Source organism: Mangrovibacter phragmitis, assembly GCF_001655675.1.
Classification (GTDB): Bacteria; Pseudomonadota; Gammaproteobacteria; order Enterobacterales; family Enterobacteriaceae; genus Mangrovibacter; species Mangrovibacter phragmitis.
In genome coordinates this window covers 197,422-215,424 of sequence record NZ_LYRP01000012.1, presented here as the reverse complement: position 1 = coordinate 215,424, position 18,003 = coordinate 197,422, and the positions used below count along the sequence as shown (strand labels likewise).

Genomic DNA, 18,003 nt, shown 5'->3' with positions numbered 1-18,003 from the left:
GCAATCAAGAATAATGTCATCACTGTGCTGCGCTAAATCTTTTGCTTAACAGATATATACCTCCCGGTAATACCCGTTTAGACCAGTTCAGACAGCGAACCAGCCGGTGGGATATTGCTCGCAGATGAACTCCACGAAAGCCTTAACTTTGGGGCTCTGAAGCCGACGGGATGTATGCAGCACCCAGAGCTCAGTCAATATATCGGCTTCTCCCCAGCACACCAGCTCACCTTTTTCCAACTGTTGGCTGACAATAGATTGCGGAAGCATCGCCGCGCCGGCACCCGCCAGGGTGGCATCCCGCACGGTCAGAAGGGAAGAGAGGCGCATCACCGGTTGCGGCGCGAAATGAAGCTTCCCGCCCTGAACAGTCCAGACCTCTCCATCCGAATAAGTTGACATCACGATCGCCGGGATCTCAGGCGCGTTTTGTGCATCGCCAGGCGGCATCTCAAGCGTGGGAACCGCCACCAGCGCCAGTTTGTCTCTGGCAAACTGTCTGCCAACCAGCGTACTGTTTTTATGCGGATTAATGCGGATCGCGACATCAAAATGCTCATCCACTAAGTCACTCATCCGGTTTTCAGAAATCACTTCAACATGAATGCGCGGATAACGACGGCGAAACGCAGCCAAAAGCTGCCCAAGAGCCAGTTGTGAAAATAGCAGCGGGGCCGCAATACGCAGCCATCCGGAGGGACTTGCCGACGCTTCCCGTGCAGATTCGACCGCTTCATCAATGTCACGTATAGCACCAACGGTATGTGACAAAAGGCGTTCACCGGCCTCAGTGATGTGCAATCTCTGCCCGCCGCGCTCAATAAGACGCACACCGAGTGCCTCTTCAAGGTCCGTCAGCCTGCGTGAAAGGGTTGCTTTGGGTTTTCCGCTGGCGCGACTGGCCGCGCCGATGCCGCCAGAAGCCGCGATGAGGTGGAAATCTTTAAGGGCATTAATATCCATGAAGTGTCTCATTTATGGAACGAACTATCTAAAAAATAGCATCTTCAAAGCGAAAATGGATCGCGATACTGTTTGTTTACACCAACCAAACATCACGGAGTAAATACCATGACCATCCTGATCACCGGAGCCACCGGCCGCGTCGGCCGCAATGTCGTTAACCAACTTCTTCGCCGCGGCGCTGATTTCCGCGTGCTGACCCGTGACCCCGTTAAGGCGGGCTTTGCCGCAAATGTCGACGTTGTGAAAGGCGATTTGCTGGATATCGACGCCTTACGCACCGCCTTCCGCGGCATCAACACGCTGTTTTTACTGAATGCGGTCGCGGGTGACGAGTATACCCAGACGATTATTACCCTCAACATTGCCCGCGAGTGCGGCGTTGAGCGCGTAGTATATCTCTCTGTCTTTGGCGCCGATGTTTCCGTCAATGTGCCGCACTTCGCCGTGAAATATGGGGCCGAGCGCATGCTTAAAGAGATGGACTTTAGCGCCACCATTCTGCGGCCAACCTACTTTATCGACAATGAGGTCATGATTAAGGATGTGGTCATGAATCACAGTGTTTACCCGATACCGATCGGCGGTATTGGCCTGGCGATGGTAGACACACGCGATATTGCCGAGGTAGCGGCCATTGAACTGATACGACGCGATCAGGCGAGCGGAAAACTGCCTGTCGAGACGATTAATCTCGTTGGTCCCGATACGCTGACGGGGGAGAGTGCCGCCGCCGTATGGAGTGAGGTGCTGGGCCGTGAGATTATTTACGGCGGAGATAACCCGGATGCATTTGAAGCAAGCATGGCAGAATTTATGCCGAAATGGATGGCCTACGAAATGCGTCTGATGGCTGAGCGCTACGTCAGCCACGGCATGCTCCCACAGGATGGCGACAGGGAGCGTCTGGTCACGCTTCTTGGCCGCCCGTTGCATACCTACCGCGACGTCGTGACGGCACTTGTCGCGCAATAAAATGCATTGCTGACAGGCGGGAGCGGGCTCAGGGAAAGCCCGCGCCTTGCTCAGGGCTGGGGAATGTGTTTGCGGGATCTTCTGGCGTCTGAAAACACCAGGTGGAACACCCACATATTGTGTGAATGCCACGTTAAAGGCAATTTGTTCAATTTTCTCTTTGCTGCTCGCCAGCGCTTTTTCCGCTAACAAATTTTAAAAAGCGTAGCTGTAGATTCAACCTGTCAACGCAACACCCTTTTCAATTATCTCTTTCGGTGTTTTGAACTTCAGTGTTTTTCTCGGTCTCTCGTTCGCTTTTGTGATGTGTCAGCGGCGGTGAATAGATTTTATCCTGGCCTGGGGCTGATGCTTTCGAATTTTCAATGTGTCGAGCTCCGCCCCATTCTCTGAACCCGGGGCGGATCGAAGAGGTTTTATTGGCCGTGCAGAGCCATAAGCTGGCGGGAAGCACACGACGAACAACAATCAGAAACGATATGTCACCAGCAGGCTTCCCGTGGGCGATGTTTGTCGTTGCACAATCGGGCTATTGCGCGCATCACCCGTCAACTGCGTAACACCTGCTACGGCAACCATGCTCCAGTCCTGGTTGAACTTGTGTGTCCAGTTAAGATTCGTTGACCAGGCATAAATTCCCGCACTGGCGGGTCAGGTTTGCTGTTTATCCTTGATGAAGTGACAGCCCTTTTATCACTTTATCTACAGCTTTCTTCGGCCCGAATAACCCAATGCCAACCAGGTTCATATTCTCCGGGTCTTCCGCCAGGAATACCGCACGGTTGTCAGCGTCATGGCCAGTTGAGAACATAGCATGCACATAAGGGATCAGCGTGAGTTCCCGCTCCAGCCCTTTACGGTGGGTACGCTGTAAAGCGGCCAGATCCGCTTCGAAAATAAGCATCGGCTGGCGAGAAATATTGCCATAGTGATGGCCCTTTGCATCAATATAGGTTTCTCCCATAATTTCCGGCGCAGCACTTGTAATACCCGTCGCCAGAAAAGCCACCACATTTAACCGCTGCCACACAGCCAAATCATTACGCACAACAAAAGCTATTTTAGTATCAAACATTACACCCCGGTCTCCATCTGTTTTTCGTGAAGGCCTATGTTCGAAAAATGCGGGGCTGTCAGTCTAGAACGTTTGTGCACTTACGTTGATATGCCGCAGGAGACACCCGGTAAGCACGCTGGAACCACCTGCCCAGATGGCTCTGGTCTGCAAAACCAACCAGTGAAGCAACCTGAACCGGCGTTATCCCCTGCGCCAGCATACGCCGGGCAGTACGCAAACGCAGGCGTACAAGCCAGGCGTGAGGTGACTGACCAAATGCCTTTTTGAATTGCCGGCTCAGACGAAAGCGATCCAGCCCGGTTTCACGGGAAAGCGTATCCAGCCCGATATCCTGAGCCATATTCTCGCGCAAATACTCACAGACCCGGTTCATCTGTACCAGAGAAGCATTCATGGTTGAAGGTTTCCGCAGGGCAAGATGCGCAGATAACAGCGTCATCAAATTATCCAGATGCTCATCACGGGCCAACCGGCCTTCGCCATAATGCATCGAACACCAGGCCTGGCTGATGGCCGTTATCAGATGAGGATCATCGGTGAGCGTATGGCGAAACGCAGCGCCCACACCAGCAATATCGCCCATTTTGCGCCGTTGCATCATGGTGGCAACCCAGGGTTGCGGCAGGTAGATCATGGCATAAGTAAACCCTTCAGGCTGCGTTGCATGGCCGTCATGCATCGCGCCCGGTTCAATCAGAATAGCCCGGCCAGGACAACTGGTATGCACAAACCGGTTACACTGGAAACGTTGCAACCCCTGCTGAGTTACACCTAACAAAAGTTCATCGTGGTCGTGAGGATCGTAGGCATGGCCTGTAAAATGAGCCTGAATGGTTTCAATCCCCGTTTCGCCATCATGGCGAATATCCACCCAATCCTGCTGGTTGTGTCTGCTGTTAACACTGCCCATTAGCACACCTTTGGTTGATAACCATGCCCACTTTGGAATAAAACAGGCCTGGTGGTTATTGTCCGTTGACCACAACGACACCAGCCATTGCATTTAACATAGCATACTGCCTCGTACACACCTCACGCAGGCACTCGCGCAGCCAGCGATGAGCCGGGTCATTATGCTGGCGGGGGTGCCACATTTGCGAAACAGTTATCGCGCCTGTTTGCACAGGTAGCTCAAAGCCAACAAGCCCGGGAACACTGCCTGTACCACTGTTCTGCGCCTGGTGCAGGAAAAACGACGCAGGCACCAGCGCCACCAGGTCCGACTGCCGGGCAATGGACAACGCCGCACCAAGCCCCGGCACCACAGCAACTATATGGCGTGCCAGCCCAAGGGAAGACAGCTTGTTATCTACCGGCCCACGGCCAGTGCCGTGGCGGGCAACCACGATATGCCCGTATGTCGCATATGCTTGTGGCGTCAGTATTGTGCTCTGTGCCAACGGGTGGCCTGCACGCACTACGCCAATAAACCGGTCCTGAAACAGCGCCTGAAGGTAAATTTCCGGGCCCATATTTTTCAGTACGCCTATTTCCAGGTCCACCAGCCCCTCTCTTAGCGGGCCATCTTCCTTTTCAGGTTTGGCAACAAAACGCAGCCCTGCGTGAGGGGCTGACTGCGCCAGTGCCGCCACCAAAGCCGGGCCGAACACTTGTGCAAAGCCGTCGTTAGTTCGCAGCGTAAACACCCGCTCCAGGGTGGCAAGGTTCAGCGCGGAGGCGGCGGGTTTCAGCAATGCACGGGCTTGTGCCACAGCCAGAGGCGCGGCCTCAAGCAACTGTTCGCCATGTGGCGTTAACACCATATGGCGGCCTGCCCGCACCAGTAATGGGTCTCCTGTTGTCTGGCGCAACCTTCCCAGAGTGCGGCTCATAGCGGATTCACTCAACCCCAGGCGGCGTGCCGCTGCAGCCACGCTTTTTTCCGCCAGCAAAACATCAAGCGCAATCAGTAAGTTCAGGTCGGCCTCTGCCATTTGTCCTCCTGCCGGAATGCTGATACAGGGCGTTTGGTGCAGGGTATTAATGCATCACCTGCGTCTTCCGCCTTATATCACACCGCACTACAGTAAGAAACGTCACCCAATATTATTCAAGGAGCTGTTATGTCTCTTCCTTCGTTTGTACCCTCTGTTCTGCTGATTGGCGCATCTCGTGGTATCGGCCTGGCCATGGCGGAACAATTTCTGGCAAAAGGCTGGCATGTCACCGGCACAGTGCGCAGTGAACAAACCCCTTTGCATGCACTGGCGGATGCCTGGCCCGGGCAACTGCAGATTGAAAGACTGGATATGTGCGACGACTTGCAACTGGCCGCTCTGGATGCACGGCTTAACGGCAGCCAGTTCGACGTGCTGTTTGTGAACGCTGGCACCACAAACCGGGACCCGTCGCAAACTATTGGCGAAATCACCACAGAGGAATTTATTCAGGTGATGACCACCAATGCGCTGGCCCCCATGCGCGTTCTGGAAAAGCTGGAAAAACATACGCATTCCCGCGCCCTGCTGGGTGTGATGTCTTCCGGGCAGGGCAGTATTACCAACAATATTAACGGCCAGCGTGAACTGTATCGGGGTAGTAAAGCCGCACTAAACATGTTTATGCGCAGCTTTGCTGCACGCCAGGCAGGCACAGAGCGGGCGCTGGTGAGTATGGCTCCCGGTTGGATCCGCACAGCGCTGGGTGGGCCACAAGCGCCCTTGACCCTCGAAGAAACGATTCCCAGCCTGGTGAATGTGTTACTGGAGAAACAAGCCAGACCAGGCCTGGAATACCTTGATTTCAAAGGGAACACAGTGCCGTGGTAAATGTCAGGTAACAACAGACCACTTCCCTTCCACCAACGTTTACCCATAATATAAATCGTCGTACTACTCAGAATGGAAACGCATCATGTCTTACTCCATCGGTGAATTCGCACAGCTTTGTGGCATTAACGCCACCACATTGCGTGCCTGGCAGCGCCGTTACGGGCTGCTGAAACCGCTGCGCACTGAAGGCGGTCACCGCCAGTACAACGACGATGATGTAACCCAGGCACTGAAAATTCTCGACTGGATTAAAAAAGGTGTGCCAGTCAGCCAGATAAAACCCCTGCTGGAGCGGCCAACCCAACGCCAGACCAATAACTGGCAGGCGTTACAGGAAACTATGCTGCAACGCCTGCAGGAGGGCAAAATCGAATCACTGCGCCAGTTAATCTTTAATTCCGGGCGGGATTACCCCAGGCCGGAACTGGTCGCCAATGTACTTCGCCCCCTGCGCAGCCGCCTTGCGGCAAACACTGCCTCCATGATGACACTACGGGAAGTGCTGGACGGAATTATCATCGGGTATACCGCTTTTTGCCTGGATGGTGACCGCAAAGCACCCGGCGAAAACTATGTACTGGCGGGCTGGCAACTGGCCGACACCTGTGAAGTGTGGCTGGAAGCCCTGAAACGTTCAGGCCAGGGTAGCCGGGCAGATGTGTTGCCTGCGTCTCCAGCCATTCTGGCTCCGGCACTGTTCCCTCAGCGCCACTGGGTACTGGTCACCACCGGTAAGCTCACTCAGGCCCGGCAAAAAGATCTGGAAAAATGGCGTGACCAGGTCGCTTCCCTGGATGTCATTCTGTTGTAAAACGCCTCCGCCGTCGTTTTGCTCTGCGGCGCTCACCGGTCCCTCCAACAACCCTGTTACCCGGCCAGCATCACCTTCTTATCCTGCGCTTCATCATCATTACGATGGAAAAACGCCTGCTTTTTCTCACAAAAAAAGTAACTTTTATCTCTTTGAAATATAAACAAAATTAAAAATACCTTCACAAATACTTGTACAAAAAATTAATTTTGTACAAGTATTATAAATACCAGGTCATCTCCGGAAGAAGAACTTACCAAGGTAACACTATGTGCGATACCCGCTTAGTCATGGAAAACTGCATCGCGTTCTACAGGGCGCTGGATCTCCAGTCGCTCAGTAAACTACGTGCGCTATACCACGATGACGCCCGGCTTATCGACCCGTTTGGCCAGCACGAGGGCCTTTCTGCAATCGAACACTACTTTGCTCATCTGCTGGGCAACGTGACCCGTTGCTGGTTCGATGTCGACCAGCCACTGTGCGAGGGCGACCGCGCGGCACTCAGTTGGGTGATGCACTGGGCACACCCCAAACTGCGGGGTGGTGAACCACTGGCATTAGCCGGTTGCTCCATGTTGTTAGTGCGCGAGGGGCGTATTACCTGGCAACAGGACTACTACGATGCAGGTAGTATGGTCTATGAACATATCCCACTGTTGGGTATTGCGGTACGCCATGTTAAACAGCGGGTGGCATCATGAAACGGGTGCTGGTCACCGGCGCCAGCTCGGGTATTGGCGCAGGGCTGGCAAAAGCCTGGGCGGATGATGGTGTACAGGTTATCGCCTGTGGGCGCGATCAGGCCAGGCTGGATGCGCTGGCAAGTTACAGCCCTAATATCACCACACGCCAGTTTGATATCACCGATGCCCACACCTGCCAGAAGGCACTGCTCAACTGCCAGGTGGATGTCGCCGTTCTGTGCGCCGGAACCTGCGAATACCTTGACCATGGCGCTATCGATACCGGTCTGGTGGACAGAGTGATGCGCACCAACTTTCTTGGCCCGGTAAACTGCCTGGCGGCGCTGCAAACACAGCTGCAACCCGGCAGCCGTGTGGTTTTGGTCAGTTCAATGGCCCACTGGCTACCTTTCCCACGCGCAGAAGCTTATGGCGCTTCAAAAGCTGCGCTCACCTGGTTTGCCAACAGCCTGCGGCTGGACTGGGAACCCAAAGGCATTGCAGTAACCCTGGTTTCCCCCGGTTTTGTCGATACACCACTCACCCGCCGCAACGACTTCGCTATGCCAGGCCAGGTGAGCGTTGACCAGGCCGTGAAAGCCATTCGCCGCGGGTTGGCAAAAGGACGAAATCATATCGCCTTTCCTTGCGGGTTCAGCTTCCTGTTACGCGCACTGGGGTTACTCCCCGCCTGCGTACAACACATTTTATTACGCAGGATGGTACGACCATGAATATCGCCATTATCGGTAGCGGCATTGCCGGGTTAACCTGCGCCTGGCGTCTTGCCGGGCACCACCAGGTAACATTGTTTGAAGCCAGCCCCACACTCGGTGGGCATACCGCCACAGTGGATGTAGACACACACCAGGGCACCTGGGCCATTGATACCGGGTTTATTGTTTACAATGACCGCACCTACCCGCGTTTTATGGGGCTGTTAAGTGAACTGGGGATCCTGGGCCAGAAAACAGAAATGAGTTTTTCGGTGCACAACCCCATCACCGGGATGGAGTATAACGGGCACACACTGGCTTCTCTGTTTGCCCAGCGCACCAATCTGGTCAACCCCCGTTTCTGGCATTTGCTGGCGGAAATCATGCGCTTTAACCGCCTGGCGAAATCTGCGCTGCATCAGCCCGTTGGCGATGACGACACCCTGCAAACTTTTCTGGAACACCACCGGTTCAATACTTTTTTTGCCCGGCATTATATTCTGCCCATGGGTGCGGCTATCTGGTCATCCTCACTGCAGGAAATGCGCCGTTTTCCCCTGGCGCTGTTTCTGCAGTTCTTTAACAACCATGGCCTGCTGGATATTACCCAGCGCCCCCAGTGGTATGTCGTGCCTGGTGGCTCCCGTGAATATATTCGCGCTATCACTACCCGCCTTGCCGGTTGTCTGGACATCCGCAGTAACACCCCTGTCGAACAGGTCACTCGCCACCAGGGCGGTGTAGAAATTACGGTTAACCACGCTCAGGAACATTTCGACCAGGTGATTTTCGCCTGCCATGCAAACCAGGCCCTGGCGCTGCTCAGCAACCCCAGCACGGCAGAGCAACAGGTGCTGGGCGCGATTGGCTGGCAGCAAAACGACGTTATCCTGCACCGTGACCGGCGCTGGTTACCGGACCGCGAGCGCGCCTGGGCCAGTTGGAATTACCGCCTGAGCAACAACAACGCGGAGCACGCCCGGGCCTGCGTAACTTACAACATGAATATTCTGCAAGGGTTACCGAAAGGCAGCCCACTGTTCTGCGTCACACTCAACCCACCCGAGCCTATTGATGAAAACCTGGTGTGGCGGCGTTTTAGCTATGAACACCCGGTCTTTAACCCGCAAAGCTGGCAGGCTCAGGCACGCCGGGGGGAAATCAACGGCCAGCAACACAGCTGGTTTTGCGGTGCTTACTGGTACAACGGTTTTCATGAAGATGGTGTGCGAAGCGCGCTGGATGTGGTGGCAGGAATTGCCGCCACAAGGGGGCACCATGAATAGCTGCCTGTACCACGGGGTATTACGCCACCGCCGCTGGCAACCACGCCAGCACCATTTCAGTTACCAGGTATTTATGGCCTGGATTGACCTTGATGAGCTGGCGCAACTGCCGGAGGCAGGCATCCGGATTAACCGCTGGGGAGCGGCCTCGTTTTATACTCGCGATTACCCACTGGGCGCACCTTTACGGCAAAACGTACTGGACCGGCTCGCCACACTGACCGGCCAACGGCTGGATGGCAAAGTGATGCTGTTAACCCAGTTGCGCTATTTCGGTTTCCATTTTAACCCGGTCAATTTTTACTATTGCCACAACGAACAAGGTGAGCTGCGCTGGATCCTTGCTGAAGTGCGTAACACCCCGTGGAACGAACGCCATTACTATGCGATTGATGCCATCAACACCCAACCGGTTGATAAAGTTTTCCATGTTTCGCCCTTCAACCCTATGGAGATGGTGTACCACTGGCGCTTTAACACGCCTGGCAAAACGTTGCATATGCACATTGAAAACCACCAGCAGGCGAAAGTTTTCGATGCCACATTAACGCTGGCCCGTTGCCCGCTTACCCGCAAAAACCTTCGCTACCTGTTAATCAAAATCCCACTGATGACGGTGAAAACTGTCGCCGCGATTTACTGGCAGGCGCTGTTGCTGTTGTTAAAACGCGTGCCGGTTCACTCGCACCCGGCAAACCGGAGACCCCGCTCATGACCGACCCTGTATACGCCCTTGAATCCAGTCTGCCCCATAACAGCCGGTTGGCCCGCAAAGCGTTGTTCCGGTTGCTGGCTGAGTTAAAACACGGCAGCCTGGTAATACACGAAGGTTCACAGTATCGCCAGTTTGGTGATGCCCATGCGCCGCTCCAGGCGGAAGTACACGTTCACTCTCCCCGTCTTTACTGGCGAATATTAACCGGGGGCAGTATGGCAGCCGCCGAAACCTGGATGGATGGTGAGTGGGATTCTCCTAACCTGACACAGGTGTTGCAGGTGGTGGCACTCAACAGCAAAGTACTGGGCAAACTGGAAACCGGTTTTCGTTGGCTTAGCCTGCCAGCAGAACGCCTGCGCCACTGGTTTCGCCGCAACCATCGCCGCCAGGCGCGCAAGAATATTGCCGCCCACTACGACCTGGGCAATCAATTCTACAGCGCGTTTCTTGACCGCGAACTACTCTACTCCAGCGCCCTGTTCCAGGCGCCAGACCAGGATTTGGAAAGTGCGCAGACCGCCAAAATGCAGCGTCTGTGTGAACAACTGGCGCTTACTGGCGATGATCATCTGCTGGAAATCGGCACCGGTTGGGGAGCACTGGCAGAATATGCCGCCCGCCATTATGGCTGTCGGGTCACCACCACCACATTATCCCGCGAGCAATACGATTACGCGCAGGCACGTATCCATGCTGCCGGGTTGCAGGACCAGGTAACCGTATTATTGAGCGACTACCGTGATCTTGTCGGCCAGTTCGACAAAATTGTCTCGGTGGAAATGATAGAAGCGGTGGGCAAAGCCTGGTTGCCACACTTTTTCACCACCTGCCAGCAGCGCCTGCGCCCGGGCGGCAAAATGGTGCTTCAGGCCATTACGATTCAGGATCAGCGCTACCAGGATTACAGCAACAGCGTGGACTTCATTCAGCGTTATATCTTCCCCGGCGGCTTCCTGCCAAGCCTCACCGCCATGAGCCAGTTGATGACCCGTCACACCGATTTTGTTGTGCGCAACGTGTTTGATATGGGGCCAGATTATGCCCGGACCCTGGCTCACTGGCGGCAGCGTTTTTTACAAGCCTGGCCGCGCATAGAAAGCATGGGGTTTGATGTACGTTTTCGCCGAATGTGGCTGTATTACCTCGGCTACTGCGAAGCCGGTTTTAACGCCCGCACCATCAGTGTGGTGCAAATCACAGCGGAGCGGGTATGAACAACCTGCTGCGTACCGGGCTGGCCGCGATAGCGTTCGATATCTACTGGACGCTGGTTGTGCTGTTTCGTGAACGCGGCATTTTGTTGTGGCTGGGCATGGCACTGGTGGTGTATTTCATGTTGCCACCTGGAACCCGGCGTCATGCGCTGATTATTGCACTGGTGGGTTGCGGTCTGGATACGTTCCATGTGCTCGCCGGGCGCATCGCCTTTCAGGGCAGTACACTCGTGCCTCTATGGATGGTGGCCTTATGGCTGATGTTCTCTTGTGTCTGGTCGGTGATAGCCCGCAGCCAGGCAATCCCACCCTGGTTGCTGGTTTTGTTCGCCGCCACAGGAGGCCCGCTGGCTTATTTGCTGGGTGCTTACCTGGGCGCGATGAATTTTCATGGGTCCGTCTGGCAGGCCTTAGCCTGGCTGTCCACCGGCTGGGCCTGCCTGGCACTGTTATCGTGTGGGTTACTACGCAGGAGCCAGCCATGATCTGCATGCGGAAAAGAAACAACCGGCTGAATACGCTGGCCTGTGTTATGGCGTTACTGGCATGTCTGCTGACGCCCGTGGCGACAAAAGCCGCAGACTGGTTGCGCTGGCATAATGTTGGCGCGGCCACCTTTACCTGGGGGCCGTTTACGCTGTACCACGCCCGCTTACTGTCCCCGGATGGCCGTTACCACGGGCTGGGCAGTGATCTGGCACTGGTTATCACTTACCAGCGCGCTATCAGCCATACCGACCTGGTGGATGCCACCCGCGACCAGTGGCAGGCACTCGGCATTCTTCAGAATACGCCCCAAAGCACAATGTGGCTCCAGGCACTGGCACAGTTGTGGCCTGACGTCACCCCCGGTAGCCAGCTGGCGTTTGTGACCACGCAGCACCGGGGGCAATTTTGGTATCGGCCCGGTTCTGGCACGCCTTTTTCACAACTCGGGCCACAGCAGTCGTCCCTGTTCAGCGAGCGTTTTCTGGCTATCTGGCTGGATCCACGCACCACTTACCCAAACTTAAGACAGCAATTAACGGGAGAAAAACCATGACACTCCTTAAACGTGCCGCACTGGCATTACTTGCCCTGCTGACCGGTTGCAGTGCCACCCTGAACGATTACCAGGGCACACAACCTCCGCTGGATATCTTCAGCTATTTCAATGGGCAAACCGAGGCCTGGGGAATGGTGCAGGACCGGAGCGGTAAACAATTGCGCCGTTTTCATGTGGAAATAACCGGCCAGGTGACTGGCGATACGCTCACTCTTAATGAACACTTTGTATATGACGACGGCGAAAAACAGCAGCGTGTCTGGCACATTCGCCGCACAGCCAACCACCAGTACACCGGCACGGCAAACGACATTGAAGGTGTTGCCGTTGGGCAGGCGGAAGGAAACGCATTTAACTGGCACTACAAAATGAATGTCACGGCAAAAGGCAAAACCTGGCTGCTAAGCTTTGATGACTGGATGTACCTGCAGGATGACCGGCATTTGTTTAACAAAACCACTATGACCAAATTCGGCTTCACCGCCGCGACGGTCACGCTGTTTTTTACTAAAAAAGCGCCATAAAACAAGGAACAGACAATGAACAGCAAACCAGAAATTGGTATCAGCGCCTGCCTCACCGGCGACACCGTGCGTTTTGATGGCGGCCATAAACGGATGCCTTTCGTCATGGATGAACTGGCAAACTGGGTAACATTCCGCCCGGTTTGCCCGGAAATGGCCGTCGGCCTGCCTTCACCCCGCCCGGCTCTTCGCCTGGTAAAAACCCCGGAACACGAAATCCGGTTGCGGTTCAGTAGTGAACCACACGAAGACATTACTGAAAAAATGCAGGCGTTTTCCGATAAGTACGTGAATAATATCGGCTCGTTAAGTGGTTTTATTGTCTGCGCCAAATCCCCCAGTTGCGGCATGGAGCGGGTCAGGTTGTACGATGAAGCAAACCAGCGCGGCAAAAAAGCGGGCACAGGTATATTCACCGCCACGCTGATGGCCCGCTACCCCTGGCTGCCAGTTGAAGAAGATGGTCGCCTGCACGACCCCATGCTCAGGGAGAATTTCGTGTTGCGTATTTATGCGCTGCACGAACTCAACCAGGTATACGCCAGTGGCCTGACTCGCCAGAGCCTGCTTGCTTTCCACAGCCGTTATAAACTGCTGTTACTGGCGCACCACCAGGCGGGTTACCGGGAACTGGGGCGTTTTGTCGCTCACCTGCATGAATGGGAAGACCTCGGTGCCTTTTTCAACGCCTACCGTGAAAAATTAATGGCTCTGCTGAGCCACCCAGCCACCCGACGCAACCACACTAATGTACTGATGCATATTCAGGGTTATTTCCGCGAGCAGCTCAATGCCCGGCAACGTGCGGAACTGAGAAATGTGATTATTGAATACCGCAGCGGGCAACTGCCGATTCTTGCGCCACTGACGTTGTTGCAACATTACCTGGCTGAATACCCGGACGACTATTTATCCACCCAGAAGTATTTTTCCCCGTACCCTGCACCGCTACGCCTGCGCTTGCCAGAGCATTAACTCACTTTACCACTTCACACCCCGTAACAGATTCTGCCAGGTTACGGGGTTGCAAAAGAGCGCGATGAGATCCACACTGCAAAGCACAAGGTGATGGTGTTCCACCTTACCCAACCGCCCCATTCAAGGGGCTGATGACGCCTGGCGTAACTCTTATTTCCACAAGAGGTATGTCAGGCTGGTCTTGATTCCCTGCTTTCCCCGCCCGGCATGCTTCCTGATTTCAGGAACTCATTATGATACAGGTTGTTGGCCACCTTAATCCCGACAGCGATGCCATATGCAGCGCGTGGGTGACCGCCAAATGGCTGCTGCCGCAGCAAGAAGGCCGAAATGGCAAACCAGCCTTCGGGCAGGATGATACTGATGCTTACCGGCATCAGTCAGCCCGCTTGCTGCCTTCACTTTACTGGCTCCGCGCTGTGCGGTGCCAAATCCTGCACCATTCCCGGCATGCTCAGCCGGAAAAACAGCTACTTCGCTGGCTGGAAAACCCACTCACGCTATCAGGAGGAAAACCATGACTGGCTATACCCATGCGGTGGTACTGATTCATGGCAAAGAAGACGGCGTACCATTGCTGAAACATGCACTGGTTCTGGCTCATGAATGGCATATCAAAGTGACGGTTGCTCACCTGAGTGATGACTACCGCGAACTCAATTTTGTCTCCGACAGCATGATGGACGACCCGGTCTCACAGGAAGTTATCCGCGCGAAAGCCATGTTCAGTGAAATATTCAGTGAACTCGATAACACAGATTCAGTGGATATGGACACTTGTGAACTGGTGACGCTGGGCATAAAAGACCTGCAGGCTTGTATCTCGCGGCAGGTGGCAGACCTGGTTATTGCCGGGCACCACAACCGTTTTTTAGGGCTGCTGACATCCCATTCTATGACCTATATCAACCAACTGAATGTCGACGTTCTTATCCGGCATCTGTAAGTCAAACTGACTACGAGGAAAGATTATGAGCACAACAATTGAGAAAGTTATCGCCCGCGAAATTCTCGACTCCCGGGGTAACCCAACGGTAGAAGTTGAGGCATTCAGTAGCGAAGGCCTGATGGCTCGCGCATCCGTACCTTCCGGAGCCAGCACCGGTTCCCGGGAAGCCATAGAACGCCGCGATGGCGATAAAGCCCGTTACAACGGCAAAGGTGTGCTGGGCGCGGTGGCCTCCGTCAATAATGAAATCAACGCAGCCCTGGCTGGCCTGCAGGTGTGCGACCAGCGCCAGGTGGATAACACTTTACTGGCACTGGATGGCAGCGACAATAAAAGCAAACTGGGTGCCAATGCGATTTTAGGGGCTTCCCTGGCTGTTGCACGCCTGGGAGCACTTTCCACCCGCCAGCCATTGTTCCGCTATCTGGGGGGAGCCCGGGCGAATCTGTTGCCCGTACCCTGCATGAATATCATTAATGGCGGGGTGCATGCCCGCAACCAGGGAGCAGACTTCCAGGAGTTTATGATTGCGCCCCTTGGCGCACCAGACCTTGCTGAAGCCGTGCGCCAGGGGAGCGAAGTTTACCAGGCCCTGCGCCAAATATTGCTGGATAACAACCTGTCTGCCGCAGTGGGCGATGAAGGTGGGTTTGCACCAGCCGTGACTTCTAACCGCCAGCCACTGGAGCTGATTGTGCAGGCAATAGAAAAAGCCGGTTACCGCCCGGGGGAAGATATCAGTATTTGTATGGATCCGGCATCCAGCGAGTTCTACAGCGATGGCAAATACCACCTGCGTACCGAGCACAGCGCCCTCACTGCCGCAGAAATGACAGATTACTATGCTGAATTACTGGGGCAGTTCCCGATTGTGTTACTGGAAGATGGCCTGGCGGAAGATGACTGGAGCGGCTGGCAGCACCTGAACGCCCGCCTGGGCCAGCAGATTGAGCTGGTGGGTGATGACCTGTTTGTCACCAACGTTAAATACATCCAACGCGGCATTGAAGAAAATGTGGCGAATGCCGCGCTGATTAAGCTCAACCAGATTGGTTCGCTCAGTGAAACCTTTGATGCTGTCGCGCTGTGCCAGCAGCATGGTTGGGGGACATTTATTTCACACCGCAGTGGGGAAACCGCCGACAGCTTTATCGCGGACATGACTGTGGCACTGCGTGCCGGGCACCTGAAAACCGGCGCACCCTGCCGTGGCGAACGTGTGGAAAAATACAACCAGTTGATGCGCATTGAACAGATGCTGGGCGCAGCAGCTCAGTTTGCCGGGCCGAAAGCGTTTGTACGCCACACGGCCTGATATCAACAGCAGGCTGACTCCATGCCGGGGTTAGCCTGCTCCACACAGTCATTTCTGCCTTGTGCTATTTCGGCCCAAACATTGCCGCCATTTGTTGCTCATCTGGCATCCCCACCACTTGTTGCAATTCGTTATTCTGGTTGAGGTAATAAATGGCAGGCGTGGCATTGGCACCAGCTTCATCCATGAGTTGTTGATTCACCTGTAATGCCTGCACAACACTTTGCGGCGTTTTTTCTCCAGGAGCCGGTGATTTTTTCCCACCGGACTGCTCCCAGGCATCCCAGGCTTTCGCCGGGTCAGAGGCGCTGAGGATAGCCGCCGCATAGCGCCCGCTTTGTGGTTTCAGCACCGCCACCAGGCGGGTATAAAGTTGTACTTTACCGGCATCAACCCAGGGTTGCGCCGCAGCATGAAAGTGCATGCAGTAAGGGCAGAATGGGTCAGCGAACACCACCAGTTTGCGTGGCGCATCATCCCGGCCAGATTTTATCACCGGGCCCTGGATCATTTTCTTCCACAGCGCCCGGCCTTGTGGAATATACAATTCCTGTTTAAACAACGCTTCACTCAGGTTATTGCCTTTTTCATCATACAGATAACCTGAAATGGCGTGTTTTCCGTCGGGCGTCAGGTAAATCGTCACCCCCATGCCCTGGTACTGACCCAGCCAGCCCTGCATACCACCAGGCCCTTTGATTTTCTTGATAATAGTAATGCCCTGGCTGGCAATGTGCGCCACCGCCGGAGGTAAGGGCTCATCTGCCTGTACCTGCATTGCACTGAATAACACCAGACAGACGGCAATACCTGTTCTTATTTTCATGGAAACCTCTCAGGGAAAAGGGCACAACAACGCCGTGCCCGGCACACACAGCATAGCAGTGAGCCCGTTGCAGACCTTGCTATATTTTCATTCAAAATATTCGAACAATATGAGCAAATTGTTCAGCTTTTGATCGATGAGAGACGGGGCTATGATTTATCACATCAAGGCAAAACGCCTTACTAACAAACAAACCATTAAGGAATACGACCATGAATTCTGTCAAAACTTTCGTTGCAGTTGCTGCTCTTTCTGTTATGTCTTTCGGCGCTTTCGCACAAACCGTGAGTGCATCAGCATCCACTTTAGATGGTGCAGAAGCAAAAATCGCCGCTCAGGCTAAACAGGCAGGCGCTGATTACCACATTACCGAAGCATATGCGGGTAACCAGGTGCATATGACTGCAGAACTGAGCAAATAAGTTACTCCGGGCGCGGCAGGGGCCACTCTGCTGCCCGCCCTGTTTACTGACAGCGAGTTACCATTATTCCCCCTGAATAATTCCTCAATTTCTTTATTCCCACCCGGTTAATTTCCAAAACCTTAACGTGATGCTTCCCGTAACCAGCGCTCAAGCTCGCTGGCAAACTGCTGACGGTCTTTCTGGCTCAACGCCGCCGGGCCACCAGTCTGAATGCCACTGGCGCGCAACGTATCCATAAAATCACGCAATGTCAGTCGTTCGCGAATCGTCTCTTCGGTGTAACGTTCACCGCGGGGGGTCACCACCCAGGCACTTTTTGCCAGAACTTCGGCTGCCAGCGGAATATCACTGGTTACCACCAAGTCACCAGCCTCGACCAAACGCACAATCTCGTTATCCGCCACATCGAACCCACTGGCGACCCGCATGGTGCGAATAAACCGTGAAGGAGGAACCCGCAACATCTGGTTCGCCACCAGAGTGAGAGGAACCTGCGCCCGCTCTGCCGCCCGAAACAGCACTTCTTTAATCACATTGGGACACGCATCTGCATCCACCCATATAGCCGACATTCCGTTTCCTCTGGCTGTAGTCAATACACATATCTTAACGCCCTTTACCTTCTCCGCCTATGAACCAGGAAGCGAAGTTGGCGAGAGACTTTAGCCAGACTGCAAAGAAATTTTATTTTTAATCAAAAAAGATTTATTTCTGGTTAAATTA

General features: G+C 54.4%; 22 protein-coding genes, 2 pseudogenes and 1 riboswitch. Of the genes and pseudogenes, 16 read left to right on the top strand and 8 right to left on the bottom strand.

Annotated features, from left to right (window positions below):
• Positions 1–87: 87 nt before the first annotated feature.
• On the bottom strand, positions 88–963 hold the full coding sequence (locus tag A9B99_RS11275) for a LysR family transcriptional regulator (RefSeq protein WP_064597528.1): 876 nt from the start codon (positions 961–963) through the stop codon (positions 88–90).
• Positions 964–1,071: 108 nt separating this feature from the next.
• Between A9B99_RS11275 and A9B99_RS11270 the strand changes: the two genes are divergently transcribed.
• A complete protein-coding gene (locus tag A9B99_RS11270) occupies positions 1,072–1,938 on the top strand; it encodes an SDR family oxidoreductase (RefSeq protein ID WP_064597526.1) in 867 nt (288 codons plus the stop codon).
• 216 nt (positions 1,939–2,154) lie between these two features.
• Here the strand turns inward: A9B99_RS11270 and A9B99_RS24200 are convergent.
• From A9B99_RS24200 to A9B99_RS11255, 5 genes and pseudogenes are all read right to left on the bottom strand, one after another.
• Positions 2,155–2,232, bottom strand: a pseudogene (locus A9B99_RS24200) (hypothetical protein); the annotation flags it as partial.
• Positions 2,233–2,406: 174 nt separating this feature from the next.
• Positions 2,407–2,586 (bottom strand): annotated as a pseudogene (locus A9B99_RS23205) (MipA/OmpV family protein); the annotation flags it as partial.
• A gap of 16 nt (positions 2,587–2,602) precedes the next feature.
• On the bottom strand, positions 2,603–3,013 hold the full coding sequence (locus A9B99_RS11265) for a DUF2000 domain-containing protein (protein WP_064597524.1): 411 nt from the start codon (positions 3,011–3,013) through the stop codon (positions 2,603–2,605).
• Positions 3,014–3,071: 58 nt separating this feature from the next.
• Positions 3,072–3,926, bottom strand: coding sequence for an AraC family transcriptional regulator (locus A9B99_RS11260; RefSeq protein ID WP_064597522.1), 855 nt, complete (start codon positions 3,924–3,926; stop codon positions 3,072–3,074).
• A gap of 55 nt (positions 3,927–3,981) precedes the next feature.
• Complete coding sequence (locus A9B99_RS11255; RefSeq protein ID WP_064597520.1) at positions 3,982–4,950, bottom strand: LysR family transcriptional regulator; 969 nt, start codon at positions 4,948–4,950, stop codon at positions 3,982–3,984.
• Between the two features lie 129 nt (positions 4,951–5,079).
• Between A9B99_RS11255 and A9B99_RS11250 the strand changes: the two genes are divergently transcribed.
• From A9B99_RS11250 to eno, 14 genes are all read left to right on the top strand, one after another.
• Positions 5,080–5,784: an SDR family NAD(P)-dependent oxidoreductase gene (locus A9B99_RS11250; RefSeq protein WP_064597517.1), complete on the top strand. Its 705-nt coding sequence runs from the start codon at positions 5,080–5,082 to the stop codon at positions 5,782–5,784.
• An 85-nt stretch (positions 5,785–5,869) separates the two neighbouring features.
• Positions 5,870–6,598 carry a MerR family transcriptional regulator gene (locus A9B99_RS11245; RefSeq protein WP_064597515.1) on the top strand — a complete coding sequence of 243 codons (729 nt, stop codon included), beginning with the start codon at positions 5,870–5,872 and terminating at the stop codon, positions 6,596–6,598.
• A 269-nt stretch (positions 6,599–6,867) separates the two neighbouring features.
• A complete protein-coding gene (locus A9B99_RS11240) occupies positions 6,868–7,302 on the top strand; it encodes a nuclear transport factor 2 family protein (protein WP_064597513.1) in 435 nt (144 codons plus the stop codon).
• Complete coding sequence (locus A9B99_RS11235) at positions 7,299–8,018, top strand: SDR family NAD(P)-dependent oxidoreductase (RefSeq protein WP_064597511.1); 720 nt, start codon at positions 7,299–7,301, stop codon at positions 8,016–8,018. The genes A9B99_RS11240 and A9B99_RS11235 overlap by 4 nt, the downstream gene beginning before the upstream one ends.
• Positions 8,015–9,286: an NAD(P)/FAD-dependent oxidoreductase gene (locus A9B99_RS11230; protein WP_064597509.1), complete on the top strand. Its 1,272-nt coding sequence runs from the start codon at positions 8,015–8,017 to the stop codon at positions 9,284–9,286. The genes A9B99_RS11235 and A9B99_RS11230 overlap by 4 nt, the downstream gene beginning before the upstream one ends.
• On the top strand, positions 9,279–10,001 hold the full coding sequence (locus A9B99_RS11225) for a DUF1365 domain-containing protein (protein WP_064597507.1): 723 nt from the start codon (positions 9,279–9,281) through the stop codon (positions 9,999–10,001). The genes A9B99_RS11230 and A9B99_RS11225 overlap by 8 nt, the downstream gene beginning before the upstream one ends.
• Positions 9,998–11,218: an SAM-dependent methyltransferase gene (locus A9B99_RS11220; protein WP_064597505.1), complete on the top strand. Its 1,221-nt coding sequence runs from the start codon at positions 9,998–10,000 to the stop codon at positions 11,216–11,218. Before A9B99_RS11225 ends, A9B99_RS11220 begins: the two co-directional genes overlap by 4 nt.
• A complete protein-coding gene (locus tag A9B99_RS11215) occupies positions 11,215–11,703 on the top strand; it encodes a DUF2878 domain-containing protein (protein ID WP_064597503.1) in 489 nt (162 codons plus the stop codon). Before A9B99_RS11220 ends, A9B99_RS11215 begins: the two co-directional genes overlap by 4 nt.
• Positions 11,704–11,708: 5 nt before the next feature.
• On the top strand, positions 11,709–12,260 hold the full coding sequence (locus tag A9B99_RS11210) for a hypothetical protein (RefSeq protein WP_414855554.1): 552 nt from the start codon (positions 11,709–11,711) through the stop codon (positions 12,258–12,260).
• Complete coding sequence (locus A9B99_RS11205; protein WP_064597501.1) at positions 12,257–12,787, top strand: DUF3833 domain-containing protein; 531 nt, start codon at positions 12,257–12,259, stop codon at positions 12,785–12,787. Before A9B99_RS11210 ends, A9B99_RS11205 begins: the two co-directional genes overlap by 4 nt.
• A 15-nt stretch (positions 12,788–12,802) precedes the next feature.
• Complete coding sequence (locus A9B99_RS11200) at positions 12,803–13,762, top strand: YbgA family protein (RefSeq protein ID WP_064597499.1); 960 nt, start codon at positions 12,803–12,805, stop codon at positions 13,760–13,762.
• A gap of 80 nt (positions 13,763–13,842) precedes the next feature.
• A riboswitch (Fluoride riboswitch) is annotated at positions 13,843–13,913 on the top strand.
• Positions 13,914–13,998: 85 nt separating this feature from the next.
• Positions 13,999–14,286, top strand: a complete 288-nt coding sequence (locus A9B99_RS11195; RefSeq protein ID WP_064597497.1) for a hypothetical protein — start codon at positions 13,999–14,001, stop codon at positions 14,284–14,286.
• Positions 14,283–14,711 (top strand): adenine nucleotide alpha hydrolase family protein, encoded by a 429-nt coding sequence (locus A9B99_RS11190; RefSeq protein ID WP_064597495.1) that lies wholly within the window; start codon positions 14,283–14,285, stop codon positions 14,709–14,711. The genes A9B99_RS11195 and A9B99_RS11190 overlap by 4 nt, the downstream gene beginning before the upstream one ends.
• A gap of 25 nt (positions 14,712–14,736) precedes the next feature.
• Positions 14,737–16,029: a phosphopyruvate hydratase gene (gene eno / locus A9B99_RS11185; protein ID WP_064597493.1), complete on the top strand. Its 1,293-nt coding sequence runs from the start codon at positions 14,737–14,739 to the stop codon at positions 16,027–16,029.
• 64 nt (positions 16,030–16,093) lie between these two features.
• On the opposite strand, the gene dsbG is transcribed toward eno, so the two are convergent.
• The gene (gene dsbG, locus A9B99_RS11180) at positions 16,094–16,855 is read right to left on the bottom strand and encodes a thiol:disulfide interchange protein DsbG (RefSeq protein ID WP_064597491.1); all 762 of its coding nucleotides are present in this window, start codon (positions 16,853–16,855) and stop codon (positions 16,094–16,096) included.
• Positions 16,856–17,067: 212 nt separating this feature from the next.
• Between dsbG and A9B99_RS11175 the strand changes: the two genes are divergently transcribed.
• Entirely contained in the window at positions 17,068–17,277 is a 210-nt protein-coding gene (locus A9B99_RS11175; protein ID WP_064597488.1) for a YdgH/BhsA/McbA-like domain containing protein, read from the top strand.
• 122 nt (positions 17,278–17,399) lie between these two features.
• Here A9B99_RS11175 and A9B99_RS11170 read toward each other — a convergent pair whose 3' ends face one another.
• Entirely contained in the window at positions 17,400–17,852 is a 453-nt protein-coding gene (locus A9B99_RS11170; protein ID WP_064597486.1) for a YaiI/YqxD family protein, read from the bottom strand.
• Between the last annotated feature and the right edge of the window lie 151 nt (positions 17,853–18,003).

Bases quoted from the DNA above. Each gene is read 5' to 3' on its own strand.
- A9B99_RS11225 (WP_064597507.1), top strand. From the start codon at position 9,279: ATGAATAGCTGCCTGTACCACGGGGTATTACGCCACCGCCGCTGGCAA.
- A9B99_RS11235 (WP_064597511.1), top strand. From the start codon at position 7,299: ATGAAACGGGTGCTGGTCACCGGCGCCAGCTCGGGTATTGGCGCAGGG.
- A9B99_RS11190 (WP_064597495.1), top strand. From the start codon at position 14,283: ATGACTGGCTATACCCATGCGGTGGTACTGATTCATGGCAAAGAAGAC.
- A9B99_RS11230 (WP_064597509.1), top strand. From the start codon at position 8,015: ATGAATATCGCCATTATCGGTAGCGGCATTGCCGGGTTAACCTGCGCC.
- A9B99_RS11200 (WP_064597499.1), top strand. From the start codon at position 12,803: ATGAACAGCAAACCAGAAATTGGTATCAGCGCCTGCCTCACCGGCGAC.
- A9B99_RS11175 (WP_064597488.1), top strand. From the start codon at position 17,068: ATGAATTCTGTCAAAACTTTCGTTGCAGTTGCTGCTCTTTCTGTTATG.
- A9B99_RS11255 (WP_064597520.1), bottom strand. From the start codon at position 4,950: ATGGCAGAGGCCGACCTGAACTTACTGATTGCGCTTGATGTTTTGCTG.
- A9B99_RS11270 (WP_064597526.1), top strand. From the start codon at position 1,072: ATGACCATCCTGATCACCGGAGCCACCGGCCGCGTCGGCCGCAATGTC.
- A9B99_RS11245 (WP_064597515.1), top strand. From the start codon at position 5,870: ATGTCTTACTCCATCGGTGAATTCGCACAGCTTTGTGGCATTAACGCC.
- A9B99_RS11250 (WP_064597517.1), top strand. From the start codon at position 5,080: ATGTCTCTTCCTTCGTTTGTACCCTCTGTTCTGCTGATTGGCGCATCT.
- dsbG (WP_064597491.1), bottom strand. From the start codon at position 16,855: ATGAAAATAAGAACAGGTATTGCCGTCTGTCTGGTGTTATTCAGTGCA.
- A9B99_RS11275 (WP_064597528.1), bottom strand. From the start codon at position 963: ATGGATATTAATGCCCTTAAAGATTTCCACCTCATCGCGGCTTCTGGC.
- A9B99_RS11240 (WP_064597513.1), top strand. From the start codon at position 6,868: ATGTGCGATACCCGCTTAGTCATGGAAAACTGCATCGCGTTCTACAGG.
- A9B99_RS11205 (WP_064597501.1), top strand. From the start codon at position 12,257: ATGACACTCCTTAAACGTGCCGCACTGGCATTACTTGCCCTGCTGACC.
- A9B99_RS11170 (WP_064597486.1), bottom strand. From the start codon at position 17,852: ATGTCGGCTATATGGGTGGATGCAGATGCGTGTCCCAATGTGATTAAA.
- A9B99_RS11260 (WP_064597522.1), bottom strand. From the start codon at position 3,926: ATGGGCAGTGTTAACAGCAGACACAACCAGCAGGATTGGGTGGATATT.
- A9B99_RS11265 (WP_064597524.1), bottom strand. From the start codon at position 3,013: ATGTTTGATACTAAAATAGCTTTTGTTGTGCGTAATGATTTGGCTGTG.
- A9B99_RS11195 (WP_064597497.1), top strand. From the start codon at position 13,999: ATGATACAGGTTGTTGGCCACCTTAATCCCGACAGCGATGCCATATGC.
- eno (WP_064597493.1), top strand. From the start codon at position 14,737: ATGAGCACAACAATTGAGAAAGTTATCGCCCGCGAAATTCTCGACTCC.
- A9B99_RS11215 (WP_064597503.1), top strand. From the start codon at position 11,215: ATGAACAACCTGCTGCGTACCGGGCTGGCCGCGATAGCGTTCGATATC.
- A9B99_RS11210 (WP_414855554.1), top strand. From the start codon at position 11,709: ATGCGGAAAAGAAACAACCGGCTGAATACGCTGGCCTGTGTTATGGCG.
- A9B99_RS11220 (WP_064597505.1), top strand. From the start codon at position 9,998: ATGACCGACCCTGTATACGCCCTTGAATCCAGTCTGCCCCATAACAGC.